The organism is Peribacillus sp. P4_D6, assembly GCF_056401795.1.
Map to the genome: position 1 here is coordinate 31,669 of NZ_JBFUIQ010000010.1, position 16,103 is coordinate 47,771.

Annotated in this window: 15 protein-coding genes; 5 read left to right on the forward strand and 10 right to left on the reverse strand. The window is 40.7% G+C overall.

Annotated features, from left to right (window positions below; all coding sequences use genetic code 11):
* From AC1DVB_RS05785 to mgtE, 3 genes are all read right to left on the reverse strand, one after another.
* Complete coding sequence (locus tag AC1DVB_RS05785; protein ID WP_095679620.1) at nt 1-315, reverse strand: hypothetical protein; 315 nt, start codon at nt 313-315, stop codon at nt 1-3.
* 306 nt (nt 316-621) lie between these two features.
* Nucleotides 622-1,395: an enoyl-ACP reductase FabI gene (gene fabI, locus AC1DVB_RS05790; protein WP_034314473.1), complete on the reverse strand. Its 774-nt coding sequence runs from the start codon at nt 1,393-1,395 to the stop codon at nt 622-624.
* A 133-nt stretch (nt 1,396-1,528) separates the two neighbouring features.
* Nucleotides 1,529-2,905, reverse strand: coding sequence for a magnesium transporter (gene mgtE, locus AC1DVB_RS05795; protein WP_034315491.1), 1,377 nt, complete (start codon nt 2,903-2,905; stop codon nt 1,529-1,531).
* A gap of 120 nt (nt 2,906-3,025) precedes the next feature.
* Here mgtE and prpE point away from each other — a divergent pair, with 120 nt between their 5' ends.
* Nucleotides 3,026-3,769, forward strand: a complete 744-nt coding sequence (gene prpE, locus AC1DVB_RS05800) for a bis(5'-nucleosyl)-tetraphosphatase PrpE (protein WP_477588501.1) — start codon at nt 3,026-3,028, stop codon at nt 3,767-3,769.
* Nucleotides 3,770-3,861: 92 nt separating this feature from the next.
* On the opposite strand, the gene AC1DVB_RS05805 is transcribed toward prpE, so the two are convergent.
* Genes AC1DVB_RS05805 through yjbM form a run of 3 tightly spaced genes read right to left on the reverse strand, consistent with a single transcriptional unit; the run spans nt 3,862 to nt 6,258 of the window.
* On the reverse strand, nt 3,862-4,776 hold the full coding sequence (locus tag AC1DVB_RS05805; protein ID WP_057278896.1) for an RluA family pseudouridine synthase: 915 nt from the start codon (nt 4,774-4,776) through the stop codon (nt 3,862-3,864).
* A gap of 17 nt (nt 4,777-4,793) precedes the next feature.
* Nucleotides 4,794-5,588 (reverse strand): NAD kinase, encoded by a 795-nt coding sequence (locus AC1DVB_RS05810; protein ID WP_034314482.1) that lies wholly within the window; start codon nt 5,586-5,588, stop codon nt 4,794-4,796.
* 49 nt (nt 5,589-5,637) lie between these two features.
* Complete coding sequence (gene yjbM, locus AC1DVB_RS05815) at nt 5,638-6,258, reverse strand: GTP diphosphokinase (RefSeq protein WP_034314484.1); 621 nt, start codon at nt 6,256-6,258, stop codon at nt 5,638-5,640.
* 319 nt (nt 6,259-6,577) lie between these two features.
* Here yjbM and AC1DVB_RS05820 point away from each other — a divergent pair, with 319 nt between their 5' ends.
* The 4 genes from AC1DVB_RS05820 to AC1DVB_RS05835 all read left to right on the forward strand — a co-directional run bounded on the left by AC1DVB_RS05820 (nt 6,578) and on the right by AC1DVB_RS05835 (nt 9,372).
* Nucleotides 6,578-7,156, forward strand: coding sequence for a CYTH domain-containing protein (locus AC1DVB_RS05820; protein ID WP_057278895.1), 579 nt, complete (start codon nt 6,578-6,580; stop codon nt 7,154-7,156).
* A gap of 21 nt (nt 7,157-7,177) precedes the next feature.
* Nucleotides 7,178-7,843, forward strand: a complete 666-nt coding sequence (locus AC1DVB_RS05825; RefSeq protein ID WP_443931566.1) for a lytic transglycosylase domain-containing protein — start codon at nt 7,178-7,180, stop codon at nt 7,841-7,843.
* A 234-nt stretch (nt 7,844-8,077) separates the two neighbouring features.
* Nucleotides 8,078-8,482 carry a globin domain-containing protein gene (locus tag AC1DVB_RS05830; protein ID WP_239860545.1) on the forward strand — a complete coding sequence of 135 codons (405 nt, stop codon included), beginning with the start codon at nt 8,078-8,080 and terminating at the stop codon, nt 8,480-8,482.
* On the forward strand, nt 8,479-9,372 hold the full coding sequence (locus tag AC1DVB_RS05835; protein WP_082201283.1) for a ClpXP adapter SpxH family protein: 894 nt from the start codon (nt 8,479-8,481) through the stop codon (nt 9,370-9,372). The genes AC1DVB_RS05830 and AC1DVB_RS05835 overlap by 4 nt, the downstream gene beginning before the upstream one ends.
* A 929-nt stretch (nt 9,373-10,301) precedes the next feature.
* On the opposite strand, the gene pepF is transcribed toward AC1DVB_RS05835, so the two are convergent.
* The 4 genes from pepF to mecA all read right to left on the reverse strand — a co-directional run bounded on the left by pepF (nt 10,302) and on the right by mecA (nt 15,860).
* Nucleotides 10,302-12,119: an oligoendopeptidase F gene (gene pepF / locus AC1DVB_RS05840; protein WP_477588504.1), complete on the reverse strand. Its 1,818-nt coding sequence runs from the start codon at nt 12,117-12,119 to the stop codon at nt 10,302-10,304.
* A gap of 167 nt (nt 12,120-12,286) precedes the next feature.
* Complete coding sequence (locus AC1DVB_RS05845; protein ID WP_477588506.1) at nt 12,287-13,495, reverse strand: competence protein CoiA; 1,209 nt, start codon at nt 13,493-13,495, stop codon at nt 12,287-12,289.
* A 97-nt stretch (nt 13,496-13,592) separates the two neighbouring features.
* A complete protein-coding gene (gene cls, locus AC1DVB_RS05850) occupies nt 13,593-15,101 on the reverse strand; it encodes a cardiolipin synthase (protein ID WP_477588508.1) in 1,509 nt (502 codons plus the stop codon).
* A gap of 90 nt (nt 15,102-15,191) precedes the next feature.
* Entirely contained in the window at nt 15,192-15,860 is a 669-nt protein-coding gene (gene mecA / locus AC1DVB_RS05855) for an adaptor protein MecA (protein ID WP_034314498.1), read from the reverse strand.
* Nucleotides 15,861-16,103 lie beyond the last annotated feature (243 nt).

The following is a 16,103-nucleotide window of genomic DNA, read 5'->3' on the forward strand; positions in this document are numbered from 1 at the left end:
TTAATATTTCAGAATATCCACGGACTGCAGCTGTTCCATTTGGTATTGGACAACTTTTTTCCCGAATTTATGCCTTATGAACAAACTGGATTCTTTTTTTTGTTCCAATTTCCCGAATAGTGTACGGTCATTGATGATGAACTTACAAACAGGCTTAGGTGCAAAGGCTGGAAGTCGTGACAATAGCTCCACCAATTCCTCGGCGGTATATGAAGTACTGATATTTTTTCCATGTAAATTGATATGTCTCTTCAGCGTATTTTGTATAGTTTTTTTTCCATCAGCACAAGGCACACCAACTTTTTCCACGTCCATGATACCCCTCCTTCTTTTTCTCGAATAGGGTTGAAAGCCGCTTTATGCCGATTCTCGCAAACAATGAATATCCGCTCTATGTATCATTTATATGAAACTCACCCTTCTTTATGCTGGAGATGTGACACTCCTTCAAAAAAGGACATCAACCAAGCTTGGATATGCTGGGCATTTATGGAGAAAACTAAAACATTTGAAGATGAAAAAAATCGGATAGATTTCAAATGAGGATGCAGCAATTAAGGATTCCTGAGGAGTGGAAAATCAATAAAAAAGGGGACCGATATCGGTCCCCTTCTTTTACTGTCATCCGATTATATGGTAACCAGAATCCACATGGATATTTTCCCCGGTAATCCCGCGGGACATGTCACTTAATAAAAATACTGCCGTATCCCCTACTTCTTCTGGTGTCGTTGTACGACGAAGCGGTGCTTCTTCTTCAATCTTCTTTAAAATGGTATTGAAGTCGCGAACACCTTTTGCGGATAGGGTACGGATAGGTCCCGCTGAAATAGCATTCACTCGAATGTTATCTTTGCCAAGATCACTTGACAGGTAACGGACATTGGCTTCAAGTGAAGCCTTAGCCACTCCCATTACATTATAATTAGGCATGACCCGTTCACCGCCAAGATACGTCATTGTGACGATGCTGCCGCCTTCCGGCATGATTTCTTTCGCCGCTTTAGCTACAGCCGTTAAAGAAAATGAACTGATATTATGGGCAAGCAAGAACCCTTCACGGCTCGTATTGACGAACTCACCGTCCAGTTCTTCCTTGTTAGCGAATGCGACACTGTGTACCACGCCATGAATGATACCTGTTTCTTCCTTAATCGTCGCAAAACATTTTTCAATGCTTTCATCCTTCGTTACATCACATTGTAAAATGATGGAGGGCTCCCCTTCCAATGTAGAAGAGAGTTCCCTAACGCTTTTTTCCGTACGGTCTTTTCCGTAAGTGAAAATCATCTTTGCACCTGCTTTATGTAAGGAACGGGCAACTCCCCAAGCAATACTTCTTTTATTCGCAACACCCATTATGACAAACGTTTTTCCCTCTAATGAAAAAGTCATCGTATGTGACCTCCTATTTTTAATACAAGTTATTAGTACCTGCTACTAATGACAGTATATCAAATTTCCTTTGATAAAAACACCGTTTTCTAAAGTCCTCTGGGAATGACCCTCCAGGAGGGCCATCTTTGACTTATAGTAAATAGCCCATTAATAATGTTGCTAATCCAAAATAAATAAGAATACTGATAAGGTCATTTATAGTTGTAATGAAAGGACCTGAAGCTACTGCTGGATCGATTTTCATTTTATGCATGAGAAGCGGGACGATTGAACCGGCAAGTGTGGCAACGATCAGAGTTATGAAAATCGAAATACCGACCAATAACCCCAGCATTAAATCTTTTTGCCAAAAATAGACGATGAAAATGATGGCAATTCCGCATGTCAGACCAATAATAAGGCCAGTTCCAGCCTCTCGAAGGACTAGTTTCCACTTGCTTTCCTGTTCTAATTCACCTGTTGCGATTCCTCTGACCGCCACTGCCAATGCTTGTGTTCCTGTATTTCCAGCCATGCCGCCAATCAATGGAATAAATACAGCCAGAATCGCTTTTTGGCTTAGTGTCTCTTCGAATCGCCCGATCAAACTCGCAGTCAGCAAGCCTAAGAACAAGAGGATGACCAACCATGGCAGCCGTTTTTTTGCAGCTGAAAATGGACTCTTATCAACATGATCCAGATCAGATATACCGGCGAGTTTAGAATAATCATCGGATGCCTCTTCATCCATGACATCAATGATATCATCAACCGTAATTATCCCTAACAAATGGTTCTGGAAATCGACGACCGGCACGGCAAGGAAGTTATAGTCCCTTATTTTTCGTGCCACCTCTTCCTGGTCTTCAGATACAGGTACGGAAACTACCCTGTCATCCATTAAATCACCAATTAAAGCATCTTCATCTGCAATGATCAAAGTCCTGAGCGATAAAACACCAAGCAGCTTCTTTTCCTGATCGGTAACGAACACATAATATATCGTTTCCGCATCCGGAGCTTCTCTTTTTAAGATCTGCATGGCTGATCGAGCCGTTTCATTTGCTTCAATGGCAATGAACTCTGTCGTCATGATACTTCCTGCCGTAGATTCCTCGTAATTCAGAAGTTCCTGGATTTCGCTTGCCGCTTCATCATCCATGATGGTCAAATAGCTGACGGCCTGCTCATCATTGATTTCATTCAGGACGTCAGCAGCATCATCCGCATACATATGGGAAAGCATATCGGCAGCGTAAGAAGGATTCATTTCAGCCAACAGGCTTTCATAATCCTCTTCATCTATTTCTATATTCTCAAAAAGGTCCGCCATTTCTTCCGGTGACAAATATGTGTAAATGACGGATCTGAATTCATCTGACAAGCTTGTATAAAATTGAGCCTGATCATAAGGATGCATTTCGAGGAACTCCGTACGGAACTGATCTAGATTTTCCGTTTTAAGCGCTTCAAGCAAAAACTCGTTATTCACTTGACTACTCTCCCGCTCCCTCTCCCGGTCCTTCATCTCCTCCATAACCATACACCTCCTAAAACAAATTTTTCATTTCTTCGTTTATATTTTATTTTTTAAATAATACTATACTAATACCATAAACATATACAAAACAAACAAAGGATGTGTCAAATGAACATCGATATCATAGGGGACATTCATGGATGTTTCGCTGAATTCAGGCAGCTGACCGAAAAAATGGGCTATACATGGGAGACTGGGGTTCCTGTACATCCCTCTGGAAGTATTCTCGGCTTTGTAGGGGATTTAACCGATCGCGGCCCCAATTCCCTTCAAGTAATCGAGGTTGTCCATGAATTAGTCATTAACCAAAATATAGCAAGGTATGCCCCAGGTAACCACTGCAATAAATTGTATCGTTATTTTTCAGGCAATAAAGTACAAATATCACACGGTTTAGAAACTACTGTAGCTGAATATGAATCACTGAACAGTCGGGAGCAGAAGAAAATCCGAAAAAAATTCATGGATCTATATGAACGCTCCCCACTTTATCAAATCATGGATGAAGGGCGATTGATCATTGCCCATGCAGGAATTCGCAGTGACTATATTGGTCAATATAGCAGTAAAGTAAAAACCTTTGTCCTCTATGGTGATATAAATGGCTCCAAACATCCGGATGGGTCTCCGGTCAGGAAAGACTGGGCCAAATCATACAAAGGGGAATCTTGGATCGTATATGGCCACACACCTGTCCCTGAAGCTAGACAAGTCAATCATACATACAATATTGATACAGGCTGCGTCTTCGGTGGAAAACTGACGGCTGTCCGTTATCCCGAAATGGATCTTCAAGAAGTGCCTTCAACCATGCCATATATAGCGGAAAAATTCAGGACATCTTTTGATTAACCAAAAAAACTCGCCATCTTGGTGAGTTTTTTTGCGTCCATGATTTTTTTCAAAATCCTGAATCGTTCGTTTTAATGTGCCCCGTTATAAAATCAGGAATGCCATCCTTTACTTCCATCGAGCAAACGGGACATATCTTCTGGCAACTCTTCTTGAAACAACATCATCTTCTTTGTGAAAGGATGTAAAAATTTCAGCTCAAAACAATGCAGGGCTTGGCGAGGTATACCTCTCCTGTTCCCTCCATATAAATCATCACCAGCCAGCGGGTGACCAATATGAGCCATATGGACCCTGATTTGATGCGTACGCCCTGTTTGGAGTTCCAAATCAAGGAATGTATGGGACTCTGTGTGTGCCAATACCTTAAATAGGGTACAGGCATGCCGGCCATCCTCCCTAACTTCCCGTTCGATGATGCTGGTCGATTTTCGTCCGATTGGCGCCACTATCTCTCCTACAGGTCCTTCAACGATCCCCTCAGCTATGGCTTGGTATCTCCGTTTAACCTGTCCTGATTTTTGCTGTTCACTTAATAGGTGATGGATATGCCGGTGCTTGGCAATTAAAACCAGACCTGATGTGTCCCGGTCAAGACGTGTAACTATATGGATCGTCGCCTGTACTCCCGTCTTCCTATAATAACCCGCCAAGCCATTCGCCAGACTGCCGTTGGGATGCTCGCGGGAAGGAATGGTATTCATGAAAGGGGGCTTGGCCACCACCAATACAAACTCATCTTCATACCTGACATCCAGGGGGATCGGTTCCGGTAAAAGGCCTTCGCTTGCCTGCTCCGGCGGGAATATGACGGTGACGGTGTCACCTGTTTCAATCCGTTCCCTTACGGTTACTTCTTCACCGTTCAACCGGATATATCCACCTTTAAACTTAATATCCGTTAATGCTCGTTTTGAAATATCGCATTTGCTGAGAAACTCTCGCAATAAAGAGCCAGAATCCTCTTCAGAAACCGACCAGGTCAAAGAAAAGTTTTGATTTGACATGAGGTGAGTCTATCTCCTTAATTAGCAATAAATGAATCATGCACTCTTTTCCAGAAAGGAAAAGGGCGGAATCTGGCAAATCGGATCTTTTCATCTGCCACCCGGCACTGTATCGACTTTACATTTTCCTGAAGCAAGGACAAATGGTCGACCGTAATTTGAAAATTGACCGCATTGACCGGCCTGAACATACATGTATGATGTGCCGGCAGCAGAAGTGGAGATCCTACCGTTCTAAACACCCGGTTATTAATGGATGCCAATTCGGTAATCTGGATGGCATCGATTGATGGATGGACGATGGCCCCGCCAAGCGCCTTATTATACGCCGTGCTTCCAGATGGGGTCGCAATGCATAAACCATCTCCACGGAACGTCTCGAAATGCTGGCCGCGTATTTCAACGTCCATTACGAGCGTCCCTTCAACACTTTTGACTGTCGATTCATTCAAAGCCAAAAATCTGTTTTCCCGTCCTCCATGCTGATAACGGACAATCGTTTCGAGCAGTGGATATTCCACTATTTGAAATGGGGTTTTGGCTAAAGCTATCACCAATTTTTCAATTTCATCAGGGGTCCAATCTGCATAAAACCCAAGATGTCCTGTATGTACTCCAACAAAGGCGGTTTTATCCAATCGATTCTTATAACGGTGAAAAGCATATAATAAAGTGCCATCACCACCGACAGAAATGACAATATCCGGCTGATCTTCGTCATATTCCAAATGAAAGTCCTGAAGATACGTTCGCATCCTTTGCATTAAAGTATTCGATTTCGCATCTCCTTTTGACGTAATCGCAAATTTCATGTAATCCCACCTTCAATTTAGATTTCTTCTCGTTTACCCATTTATTTGTTCAAGAATCTTTCTTCCGGGAAAAAAGACGCTGTGCTTCCTGGATTTCCGTACGGATTTGCGACATCTCTGCATCAAGCAGGAAGGCAGCTTCAGCTGCACGTTTGAGTCGCAGTTGAATATCTTCCGGGAAAATGCCTTTATATTTATAATTTAAAGAATGTTCAATCGTCGCCCAAAAATTCATCGCAAGAGTCCTGATTTGAATTTCGGCAAGGATATTCTTTTCGCCATGGATCGTCTGGACCGGATAGCGGATTACAACATGATAAGAACGATAGCCGCTAGCTTTTTTATGGGAAATATAATTCCTCTCCTCGACTATCTCGAAGTCATTTCGACCTCGTAAAAGTTCAACCACCTGTTCGATATCATCCACGAACTGGCACATCATGCGAAGCCCTGCAATATCCTGGATCTCAGTTCCCAATTTATCAATGGGAATGTCCTTTAGGCTCGCCTTATCCAATATGCTGACAATCGGCTTTACCCTGCCTGTTACAAATTCGATCGGTGAGTGAATATTCTCTCTCTCAAACTGTTTCCTTAAACCCTTTAGCTTAACCTTCAATTCTTCGACAGCCTGAGTATAAGGCGCCAAGAAATCGTCCCAACTCTCCATTGCCACACCACCTATATCTATCTAAAAAGCGCCTGTTCAACTCTGGTATGGGCAGAACGCTCTCCTAAACCCAGCAGCCAAATGACTTTATGCCAATTCACCACTGGATCCTATTAAATCTTTCTCTAGCAAAGAATATGTATTAAATTTCTATATATACGATTGACCAATTCTCGTGCTCAACGTTTATATTTTATCATATCCTGCAATTGATTCCTAAAAATTCAAGTACAATAGCAAAAAATTATTGAATTCAATTTGACAGCTGGAATGGTTCTTATATGATTAACCTAAGAATAAGCGAGAAAGGATGGGACACATGAACCAGCATATTGAAATTGAATTTAAAAACCTCTTAAGCGAAAAAGAATTTCGTCAACTGATCGAATACTTTCATGTCGGGGCATCGAACTTTAAAACACAGAAAAACCATTACTTCGATACACTTGGATTCTCTTTGAAACAGCAAGACTCTGCACTTAGGATCAGGGAGAAAAATGGGCGATACGAGCTGACTTTAAAACAGCCCGCTAAAGAAGGATTATTGGAAACGAATCAAGATATTCCTGAAGAAACCGCATATGGCTTCCTGAAACATAACATATTCCCTGGTGGCGAGATCCGACATCTTATCCTCGAGTGCGGAATTGATCCAAAAGACTTTACCTGCTTTGGGACACTACAGACAGACCGTTTTGAATTTCCTTACAAAGAGGGTCTGCTCGTTTTAGACCATAGTTCGTATTTGAATCAGGAAGACTTTGAGCTTGAATATGAAGTGTCGGATGCAAAAGCCGGGAAAGAAAACTTCCTGACCCTCCTTGAATCCCTTAAAATTCCGGTAAGGGAAACCGAAAATAAGGTTAAGAGGTTTTATCGTGCCAAATTCCAAAAATAATCCTGTTGAACCCATTCGGAGGTGGAGAGTTTGAAAATCCAAGATTTCAAAACGTTTATGGAATTGCAGGCAATCGAGCAATTCACGAACGGCAACATCAAAAATACAAATTCATCTCGATCCGTTTTCCAGGACATGCTCTCGGCATTGGTTTCGGGTGATGCTCTAGGCACTTCGCAGACATTGGGTTCCTTATTATCCAATGTGGAAACGGAAGCGAAGAAGTCCTTTCTTCAACCCATCGGCCTGACATCCATGAACATCAACCCGATTTCCGCTGCCCATGCTAACAATCAGAGCAGCGGAAACGCAACAAACTATGATCATATCATCAGCCAGGCGGCAAGTTTATATAATCTCCCGGAAAAACTGATTAAGTCTGTCATTAAACAAGAATCCAACTTCAACCCTGAAGCCACCAGTTATGCGGGTGCAACCGGCCTTATGCAGTTAATGCCAGCAACTGCAAAAAGCCTTGGGGTGGATGATGCAACCGATCCAGAACAAAACATCATGGGCGGGAGTAAATATTTAAGTCAAATGATGGCTCGTTATGACGGGGACATTCAGGTTGCCCTTGCTGCATATAATGCTGGGCCAGGAAATGTCGATAAATATAACGGCATCCCTCCTTTTAAAGAAACTCAGAACTATGTCCAAAAAGTTTATGGCACATTTTCAAGCTAAAGCAAGCTGACCCTGTTTATTTATGATGGGTCAGTTTTTTTCATGTCTATATATGCTTCTTCCACGCACCTTGAACAAATGGTAAAGCTCCTCAAATGCTGTCATCTTCGATCATTTCCTTGTGTCATACTACAGATGTAAAATTTTCTTTAAGCTATATATTTGTTATATCAGTACGTCATTGATAAAATATGATTAAATATCAACCATCTTTCTTTAAAAGGAGTAATCAACATGATGCAAGGGAACCCTACACCATATGAATTAATTGGAGAAGGGCAATTACACAAATTAATTGATGTGTTTTACTCCAACGTTAGTCAACACCCGGATCTGCAGCCACTATTCCCTGACAATTTAACTGAAACGGTCCGTAAGCAAAAACAATTTATGACTCAATATTTAGGCGGTCCCTCTTTATATACCGAAGAGCATGGCCATCCTATGTTGCGGGCTCGACATATACCTTTTGAAATTACACCAGAACGTGCGAAAGCATGGCTCTCATGCATGTATCAAGCCATGGACGAAGTTGGCCTTGAAGGTGAGATTAGGGAGTTTTTCTATCACCGCCTCTATTTGACGGCACAGCATATGATCAATACATCCGGAACTGACGGGAAAGGAGAAGACAGTTGAGCGCACAAAAACCAGTTTTCAATATTTCCGATTGGATCAAGACGCAGCATTGCTATGAAATAGGAAAAAAGCCAATTGAAATTTATGTTTTTGTTGATCCGCTTTGTCCCGAATGCTGGGGCTTAGAACCAATTATTAGGAAATTACAGATAGAATATGGCCAACTGTTCAGTTTACGCCATGTTTTAAGCGGTAAAATCGATTCTCTTAATATGGGGAAAAATAAAAATTATGAAAACCTTGCTCAAGTTTGGGAAAAGACAGCCAGCCGCTCGGGAATGTCCTGCGACGGGAGCCTTTGGTCTGAAAACCCAATCTCTTCTCCATATACAGCTTCCATCGCAATAAAGGCAGCGGAATTGCAGGGCCGTAAATTGGCCATTCGTTTTTTAAGGCAGCTTCAAGAATATGTATTCATAGGTAAAAAGGATATATCCAATATCGAGGTCTTGACCGAATGTGCCAAAATGGTCGGTTTGGATGTGGAGGAATTCCTTTATGACATCAATTCTTCCAGTGCAGCAAAAGGCTTTCAATGTGACATGAAAATCACAAGTGAAATGGAAGTGACTGAAATACCTTCCCTTGTCTTTTTCAATCAAAATATTGAAGAAGAGGGAATAAAGGTTTCAGGTGTCTATTCTTACGAGGTATATGTTCAAATTTTAGAAGATATGCTGAATGGTCTTCCAGCACCCGCACCCCCTCCCTCTCTCGAAGAATTTCTAAGCTGTTTCAAACTAGTGGCCACAAAGGAGATTGAAACGGTTTATAATATGAGTAAGAATACCGTCGAGTTGGAAATGAAAAAGCTTGTTTTAAAACAGTTGGCAGAGAAAATTCCTGCTAAATACGGAACGTTTTGGAGATACACAAAGAAGCAGTCATGAATTTGACTGCTTCTTTGTTATATATTAAAAAGGAAAAACCATGCAAATCAAAAGATTGCATGGTTTTTTTATTATAAGAAATAAGGGGATGGGAGAACTTTTTCACGATCAAACAAAGGGGTATAAGTTTGTTTGTGATTCACTTCACAATATATAATATAACAGATAACCCATTTATGTTTCAACCATATGTGTAACTTTTCACAAATTGTTCACAATATATATTTTTCGTCTTTTATTATCCTTTCTAGTATATATAGCTAAATAAGAGACGGTTTTAATTTTTAGGCCATACGTGTTTTGATAGCTGATTTAGTATGGGATTGAGTCTATTTGTGAAATGCGTCACAATAATAACTAAACATTTCTTTTTATTCATTCAGCTTACGTTCAACTTTTATTACTACCGGTACCATTATATTTCATGCACATGAAAAACCCCGGCAAATCAAGAAATTTGCTGGGGTTTTCACCTATTTATACGATTAAGGGGATAGGAGAAATTTCACGACGAACAAACAAAGGGGTATATGTTTGGGATGTGATAACTTCTATATCTGTACTATAGCAGATTACACACCTTATTTGCAAGAACTTTGTGCGCGACTTCACATTATTGTCATATTCTTAGAATACTGCTTATTCTAAAACATACTATCTAATAATGAGCAGATGAGTTTTTACTGCTGCCAGGTTGGAGGTGACCAAATTGAAAGGCTTTATTCTACTCATACTCTTGATGGGGTCGCTATTTGTCCAGCTACTCGGTATCATGGACCTCATTCCTCTGTATTTTACCTCCCCTATTTTATTTTTTGTTTTGTTCATAATTCTTCATAGCTTAAATCAGAGAAATCGTTTTAAAGGATTATGACGGACATCCAGATAAAGATGAAAAGGACCCGAAATGTTCGGGTCCTATCCACATCCTATTTATTCAAAAGTTCTTCCAACTCATTTAATTTTTCTTCGAATACATTCATGGCTTCTTGTACAGGCTCGGCTTTTGTCATATCGACGCCGGCCTTTTTGAGTACTTCAATCGGATAATCGGAACTTCCTGATTTCAAGAACTCCAGATACCTTTTGACAGCAGGCTCTCCTTCTTCAAGGATTTGCTTGCTCAATGCTGTTGCTGCACTGATTCCAGTTGCATATTGATAAACATAGTAATTATAGTAGAAGTGTGGAATACGAGCCCATTCCAAACCGATTTCTTCATCAATGGTCACGTTCTCGCCAAAGTATTTCTTGTTCAGCCCATAATATTCCTTAGTAAGCATATCCGCCGTCAACGCTTCCCCATTTTGAGCTTTTAAATGAATGGTATGTTCAAACTCAGCAAACATCGTTTGTCGGAACAATGTGCCACGGAAGCCTTCCAGGTAATGGTTCAGTAAATAGATGCGTTTCTTTTCATCTTCGATCGAATTCAGTAAATAATCATTCAACAGGTTTTCATTACAAGTGGATGCAACTTCCGCTACAAATATTGAATAATTCCCGTATGGATATGGCTGATGTTTACGTGTATAGTAGCTATGGACCGAATGCCCAAACTCATGAACGAGCGTGAATAAGTTATTGACGTTATTTTGCCAGTTCATTAGAATATAAGGGTTCGTCCCGTATGTCCCCGAAGAATAGGCACCGCTTCGTTTCCCTTTGTTCTCATGCACATCGACCCAACGGTTTTCAAATCCCTCTTTCAAAACGTTCAAATAGTCCTCCCCTAGCGGAGCAAGACCTTTAAGGACATAATCTTTGGCCTCGTCATATGTCACTTCCATCTTCACTTCTTTAACAAGAGGAGTGAATAAATCATACATATGAAGTTCATCTAATTCCAGTACCTTTTTACGTAAATCAAGATAACGGTGCAGTAATGGCAAGTTGTCGTTGACCGTTTTAACGAGATTATCGTATACGGTCTCCGGAATGTTATTATTACTTAACGCCGCTTGGCGTGCTGAATCATATTTTCGAACCGTGGCATTGAAGTTGTGGTTTTTCACCTCACCTGACAGTGTTGAAGCAAATGTATTACGGAACTCCCCGTACTTGCTGTATACCCCTTTAAATGCCTCCTCACGTACACGGCGATCWTCACTCTCAAGAAATCTGATATACCTTCCGTGAGTAATTTCCACTTCATTTCCCTCTTCATCCTTGATGGTCGGGAATTTCAGATCGGCATTGTTAAGCATACCGAAAGTATTTCCCGATGCATCGAGTACTTCTGATGCCTGCGCCAATAGTTCTTCCTGCTCTGCTGATAGGATATGGGGTCTCTGAAGATTAATTTCCTCTAAAGAATGTTTATATAATTTCAATTCTTCTTTTTCTTCCAAAAACCCTTCCACTTTACTTTCGTCAATACTCAATAGTTCAGGAACCATATATGAAAACGCAGCCGCTGCCTGTGCGTATAAAGCTTTTGCCCGATCCTCCATACCTTGATAAAATGGATTGGTTGTATCTTGATCATTGCGCATATGTGAATAAGAATAAACTTTTCCTAGCTTCTCGAAAACCTCATCTTGAAGTTGGAGGGCCGCAAATAGCTTTTCTGCGCTTTCTCCCAACGTCCCTTTATGCGCCTCCGCCTTCTTGAGGTCTTCCTTTACCGCTTTGAAGGCAGCTTCCCAATCTTCCTCGGTTGCGAAGATATCTTCCAGTCTCCACGTATCTTCAGGAGCTATTTCACTTCTTGAAGGTAATGTATTCGTTTTTGTTTCCTGTGCCATAAAAATTCCTCCCCATTCTATAGAAACTTGCCATTGGGCTAACTCATTAAACCGGATTGAACACTACAATGCTTCATTCTGTTTAATTCCCAGTTCTTATTACTATTTCTCCATTTACAAAAAAAATCCTGCCATTTCATCTGAATTCAAGATAAATTGAGATGTCATCACTGATTATACTGGATATTCCCCTTTTCCATCATCAATTTATGCTTATCATAGAAATCTTTTTCCAAAATTTGAGCTTGATCACTGGTGAAGGGAAGGGTAAATTCCTTTTCAACTTTAAAAACCCCTTCTTCCAGCTTTGATAAATAACCCAATTGTTCCAAAATCATGATATATTGATCTATAGGATACTCGATGGTTTTTTCATGAAGCAATGGCAACGGTCTGAACTTTATTTCCCCTTTTTTTGAACGCTTTCTAAAAATGTGGATAATATCAGCCATATAAATCTTTTCCCCTGTTCTTTTCTCTTGAAACGCATCCATGTATAACCATGCCTGCCATTCGATTGAGGCAGTTTCGATCAACAGCATCCCTCTGACGGGAACACCCACTTCAATTGGAAGTGTCGCAGGTGAAATATGATGTAAATATAGGGCTTCGAAAAAAGGATCGCATCTGCGTGCTGTTTTCACTCGATGGAGCGACCAGCCATTTCGTTTATATCTCCATACAGGCAGGAAAGGGAAACGAAAGCAGTTTTGGGGCACTGCCCGACTAGGGGGAAGGAGCTTTAGAGAAGCTGTTGTCAATTCGGCAAAGACGGTTCTAGGGGTAAAAGGAGTGAGGTTCTTCAATACTGATAAATGATCAGTTTCCGGGCAATACATCCAAAGAAACGGATGATGGAAGCTGCCGGTGACGAAGAGCCATTGGAAGCGGGATATACTGAATTCATAAAAGCTTTTCCTTTTTAAGCTTTTTGCAGCGAGGATCCAGATTGGTTTAATGCCTATGCTTTGATAGGCTCTTGACCTTTCCATGAATTCCGCCTCGGGGATAACTGAGCATTGAAATTCTATCGCATAACGATTACCTCCTATCCTCACTAAAATATCAGTCCTTTTCTTAATTTCGGGAAGGTAGGCTTCTAGATCCACTTGATAACCATGTGATAAAAACCACTGAAACAATTTTCTTTTTCCCATTAAATGATAGGCGGATTCCGGTTCTGAAGAAGCACGGCATGAAGAACTATTTTTATGGGCGAAATGCGGAACCCTTACACTGCCCGCTTTGATGGTCAATTCCATCTTGCAGCATGGACAGTAATAATCTGCTGACTTTCTCCAGTCATCAATCATGTTTGCCGGTATCTTTTCAGGGAGGGTAATCCAAGTCCCTTTTTTATTTATCGCAGTTAGCATACATCTCCTCCTCACCCACTACATTCGCCTGGTTCGCTTAGGATTCCTTTTAATGTGAAAAAAAAAATGCCTGATCGGCATAAAAGAGAGTTACTATCTAAAGAAGGGGTGAAAGCAATCGGCAAGTGGACTCCAATAATTTCAAACCGAAATTCCGTTTGGAAAACTCATCAATCTCCACTTCCTTGGATACCTTTATATCTTCCATGTAATCATTCACCAGCTGCTGAGCACTTTCCGTCCGGTAAAGAAATGCATTGACTTCGAAATTCAGGTGAAAGCTTCTCATATCGATATTGGTTGTCCCAATTGATGCCATTTGGTCATCCACTATGATGATTTTACTATGCATGAAGCCTTCATTATATTGAAATATACGAACTCCAGAAGCAAGCAATTCGGGAAAATAAGTTCTCGAAGCATGAAATACGATACGTTTATCGGGGTTCTTCGGGACGAGAAGCCTGACATCCAAACCACTTAAAGCAGCCACCTTCAACGCTTGTAAGATATTGTCATCAGGAACGAAATACGGGGAGGCAATCCAGACGGACTTTTCTGCTGAAGTGATCATCTTAAAAAAAATGCTTTTAATGATCGTCCATTCACTATCCGGCCCTCCGCCAATCAATTGAACTCCGCCATATCCGTGATGGTTCGGCATTCCGGTCATGAGGTATTCATCGCTTAAAAAACTATTGTTTGTGCTATAATACCAATCCTGCAGAAATATGAGCTGTAACGTCCTGACCGCTTCCCCCTTTATGATGAGATGCGTATCCCGCCAAGAACCGAATTTCTGGTCTTGTCCCAAATATTCATCCCCTATATTGAGGCCGCCGATGAAACCGACAGAGCCATCTATCACAATTATTTTACGATGGTTGCGAAAGTTGAATTTATTATTTAATAAAGGGAGATGCAACRGACCAAAGGCCACCATTTCGGCTCCCGCATTCTTCAGTTCATCGATATAAGATCGGGCTAACTTCCAGGAACCAACCGCATCATAGAGAAAACGGACCTTTACCCCTTCTTTTACTTTTTGTATCAAGATGTCTTTTAGCAGTCCGCCAATGCGGTCATCCCTAACAATATAATATTCTAAATGAATATGATGTCTTGCTTTTTTTAATTCTTCGATGATATTGGAAAATGTCTCCTCACCATTCCGTAAAACCCTGGTTTCGGTCGTAAATGATACAGGGCTATTCCCCAGCCTATTTGCAAGAGTGATTAACTGCTGAGGGTGCTCGCCCATTTCCATAATTCGTTCATTATATCCCGCTTCGCCGCTTATTTTCACGAAAGTCTGTTTATCCAAAAAATACTTCTTGCGAAATATCCTATCTTTCCGAAAATTACGGCCAAACAAAAAGTAAAAAATGAAACCGATGAATGGGAAAGCGCAAAAAATAACAAGCCATGTTATGGTCTGGATGGGATCTCGATTTTCGAGGAAAATGTTGAATCCAATTATCACCAAGAAAATGGTCAAAATAAGGCTAGAATAAAAAATCAGCCCGCCATCAACGTCATTTAACAGAAAATGCCAAGTGCTGACCAACATGAGAATAAGCAGACCGATGCCAACTATATTCTTCACCTAGACTCCCTCCAATTAACAAACACAGGAACACTAAAAAAACCCCCTTAGACGAAAAGGCCGATTTCTACTGAAATCGGCCTCAACAGTCTATGCGAAATATTTATCGACCGTTGTRAATACATCATTTTCGATAACTATCTTTCCGTACTCTTCAAGCATGTGCACCGTTATAGGCGACTCCTGGCTATATTCCAATAAAAGACTTAGAACATTATCGATTTCTTCCTCATCAATCTCCGCTTCGGAAAATTCGATATAAAGATAATATTTATTCTGATAAACATAAAGTTTAGTCGTCCAATCATCCAAGCCATGACGTTTGCTTAATGAAATGACATCTTCGAAATCCTCGAAAGTCGTGATGAATTCAATCATACCATCTTCGAATGTCATACCGCTTTCTTCATCTTTGCCATGAAAATGTTGATCAAGAAGCGTATCCATCTTGTCTGATACATTCAAATCCCTTAACTTATCATCTGAAAGAGGCAGCTCGAGTTTCTGACCATCTTTGGCAAGCTGGGCTTTTGTGACCAAAACTTCCAAGCCTTTTTCAAGGGCTTGAACTTGAATCCATAAAGGTCCTTCAATCATGAATTCTTCTTCCTGATGCACTTCATCCATCATTTCCCAAAAAAGTTCCTCACTTCGCTCGCGGCTGTACCAAATTTCTTCGCGATCAAAGCCTCTTTCCTCAATATCTATATAGGAAATATAAAATTTTACTGTATCGTCATTAATGCGTTCGATTTCCATGATTCCCCTCTCCCTTCCTTTCTCATTTTGAAGGGATAATAACCCCCAAGCGAAAATTGCTCTTAAAAGCTCTTTACCCGTAAGTGAATACTGTAAATCATGATAGTCATTAAAACAGACTATTTTACATCAWTTTATGACAAAACCTTGAAGAAGGGAAATAAAAAACATTACTTATCTAAAAAACAATTGTTTGCCTAATATTCCATTCATTCTATAAAAAAATACATCCGCATGCAACTA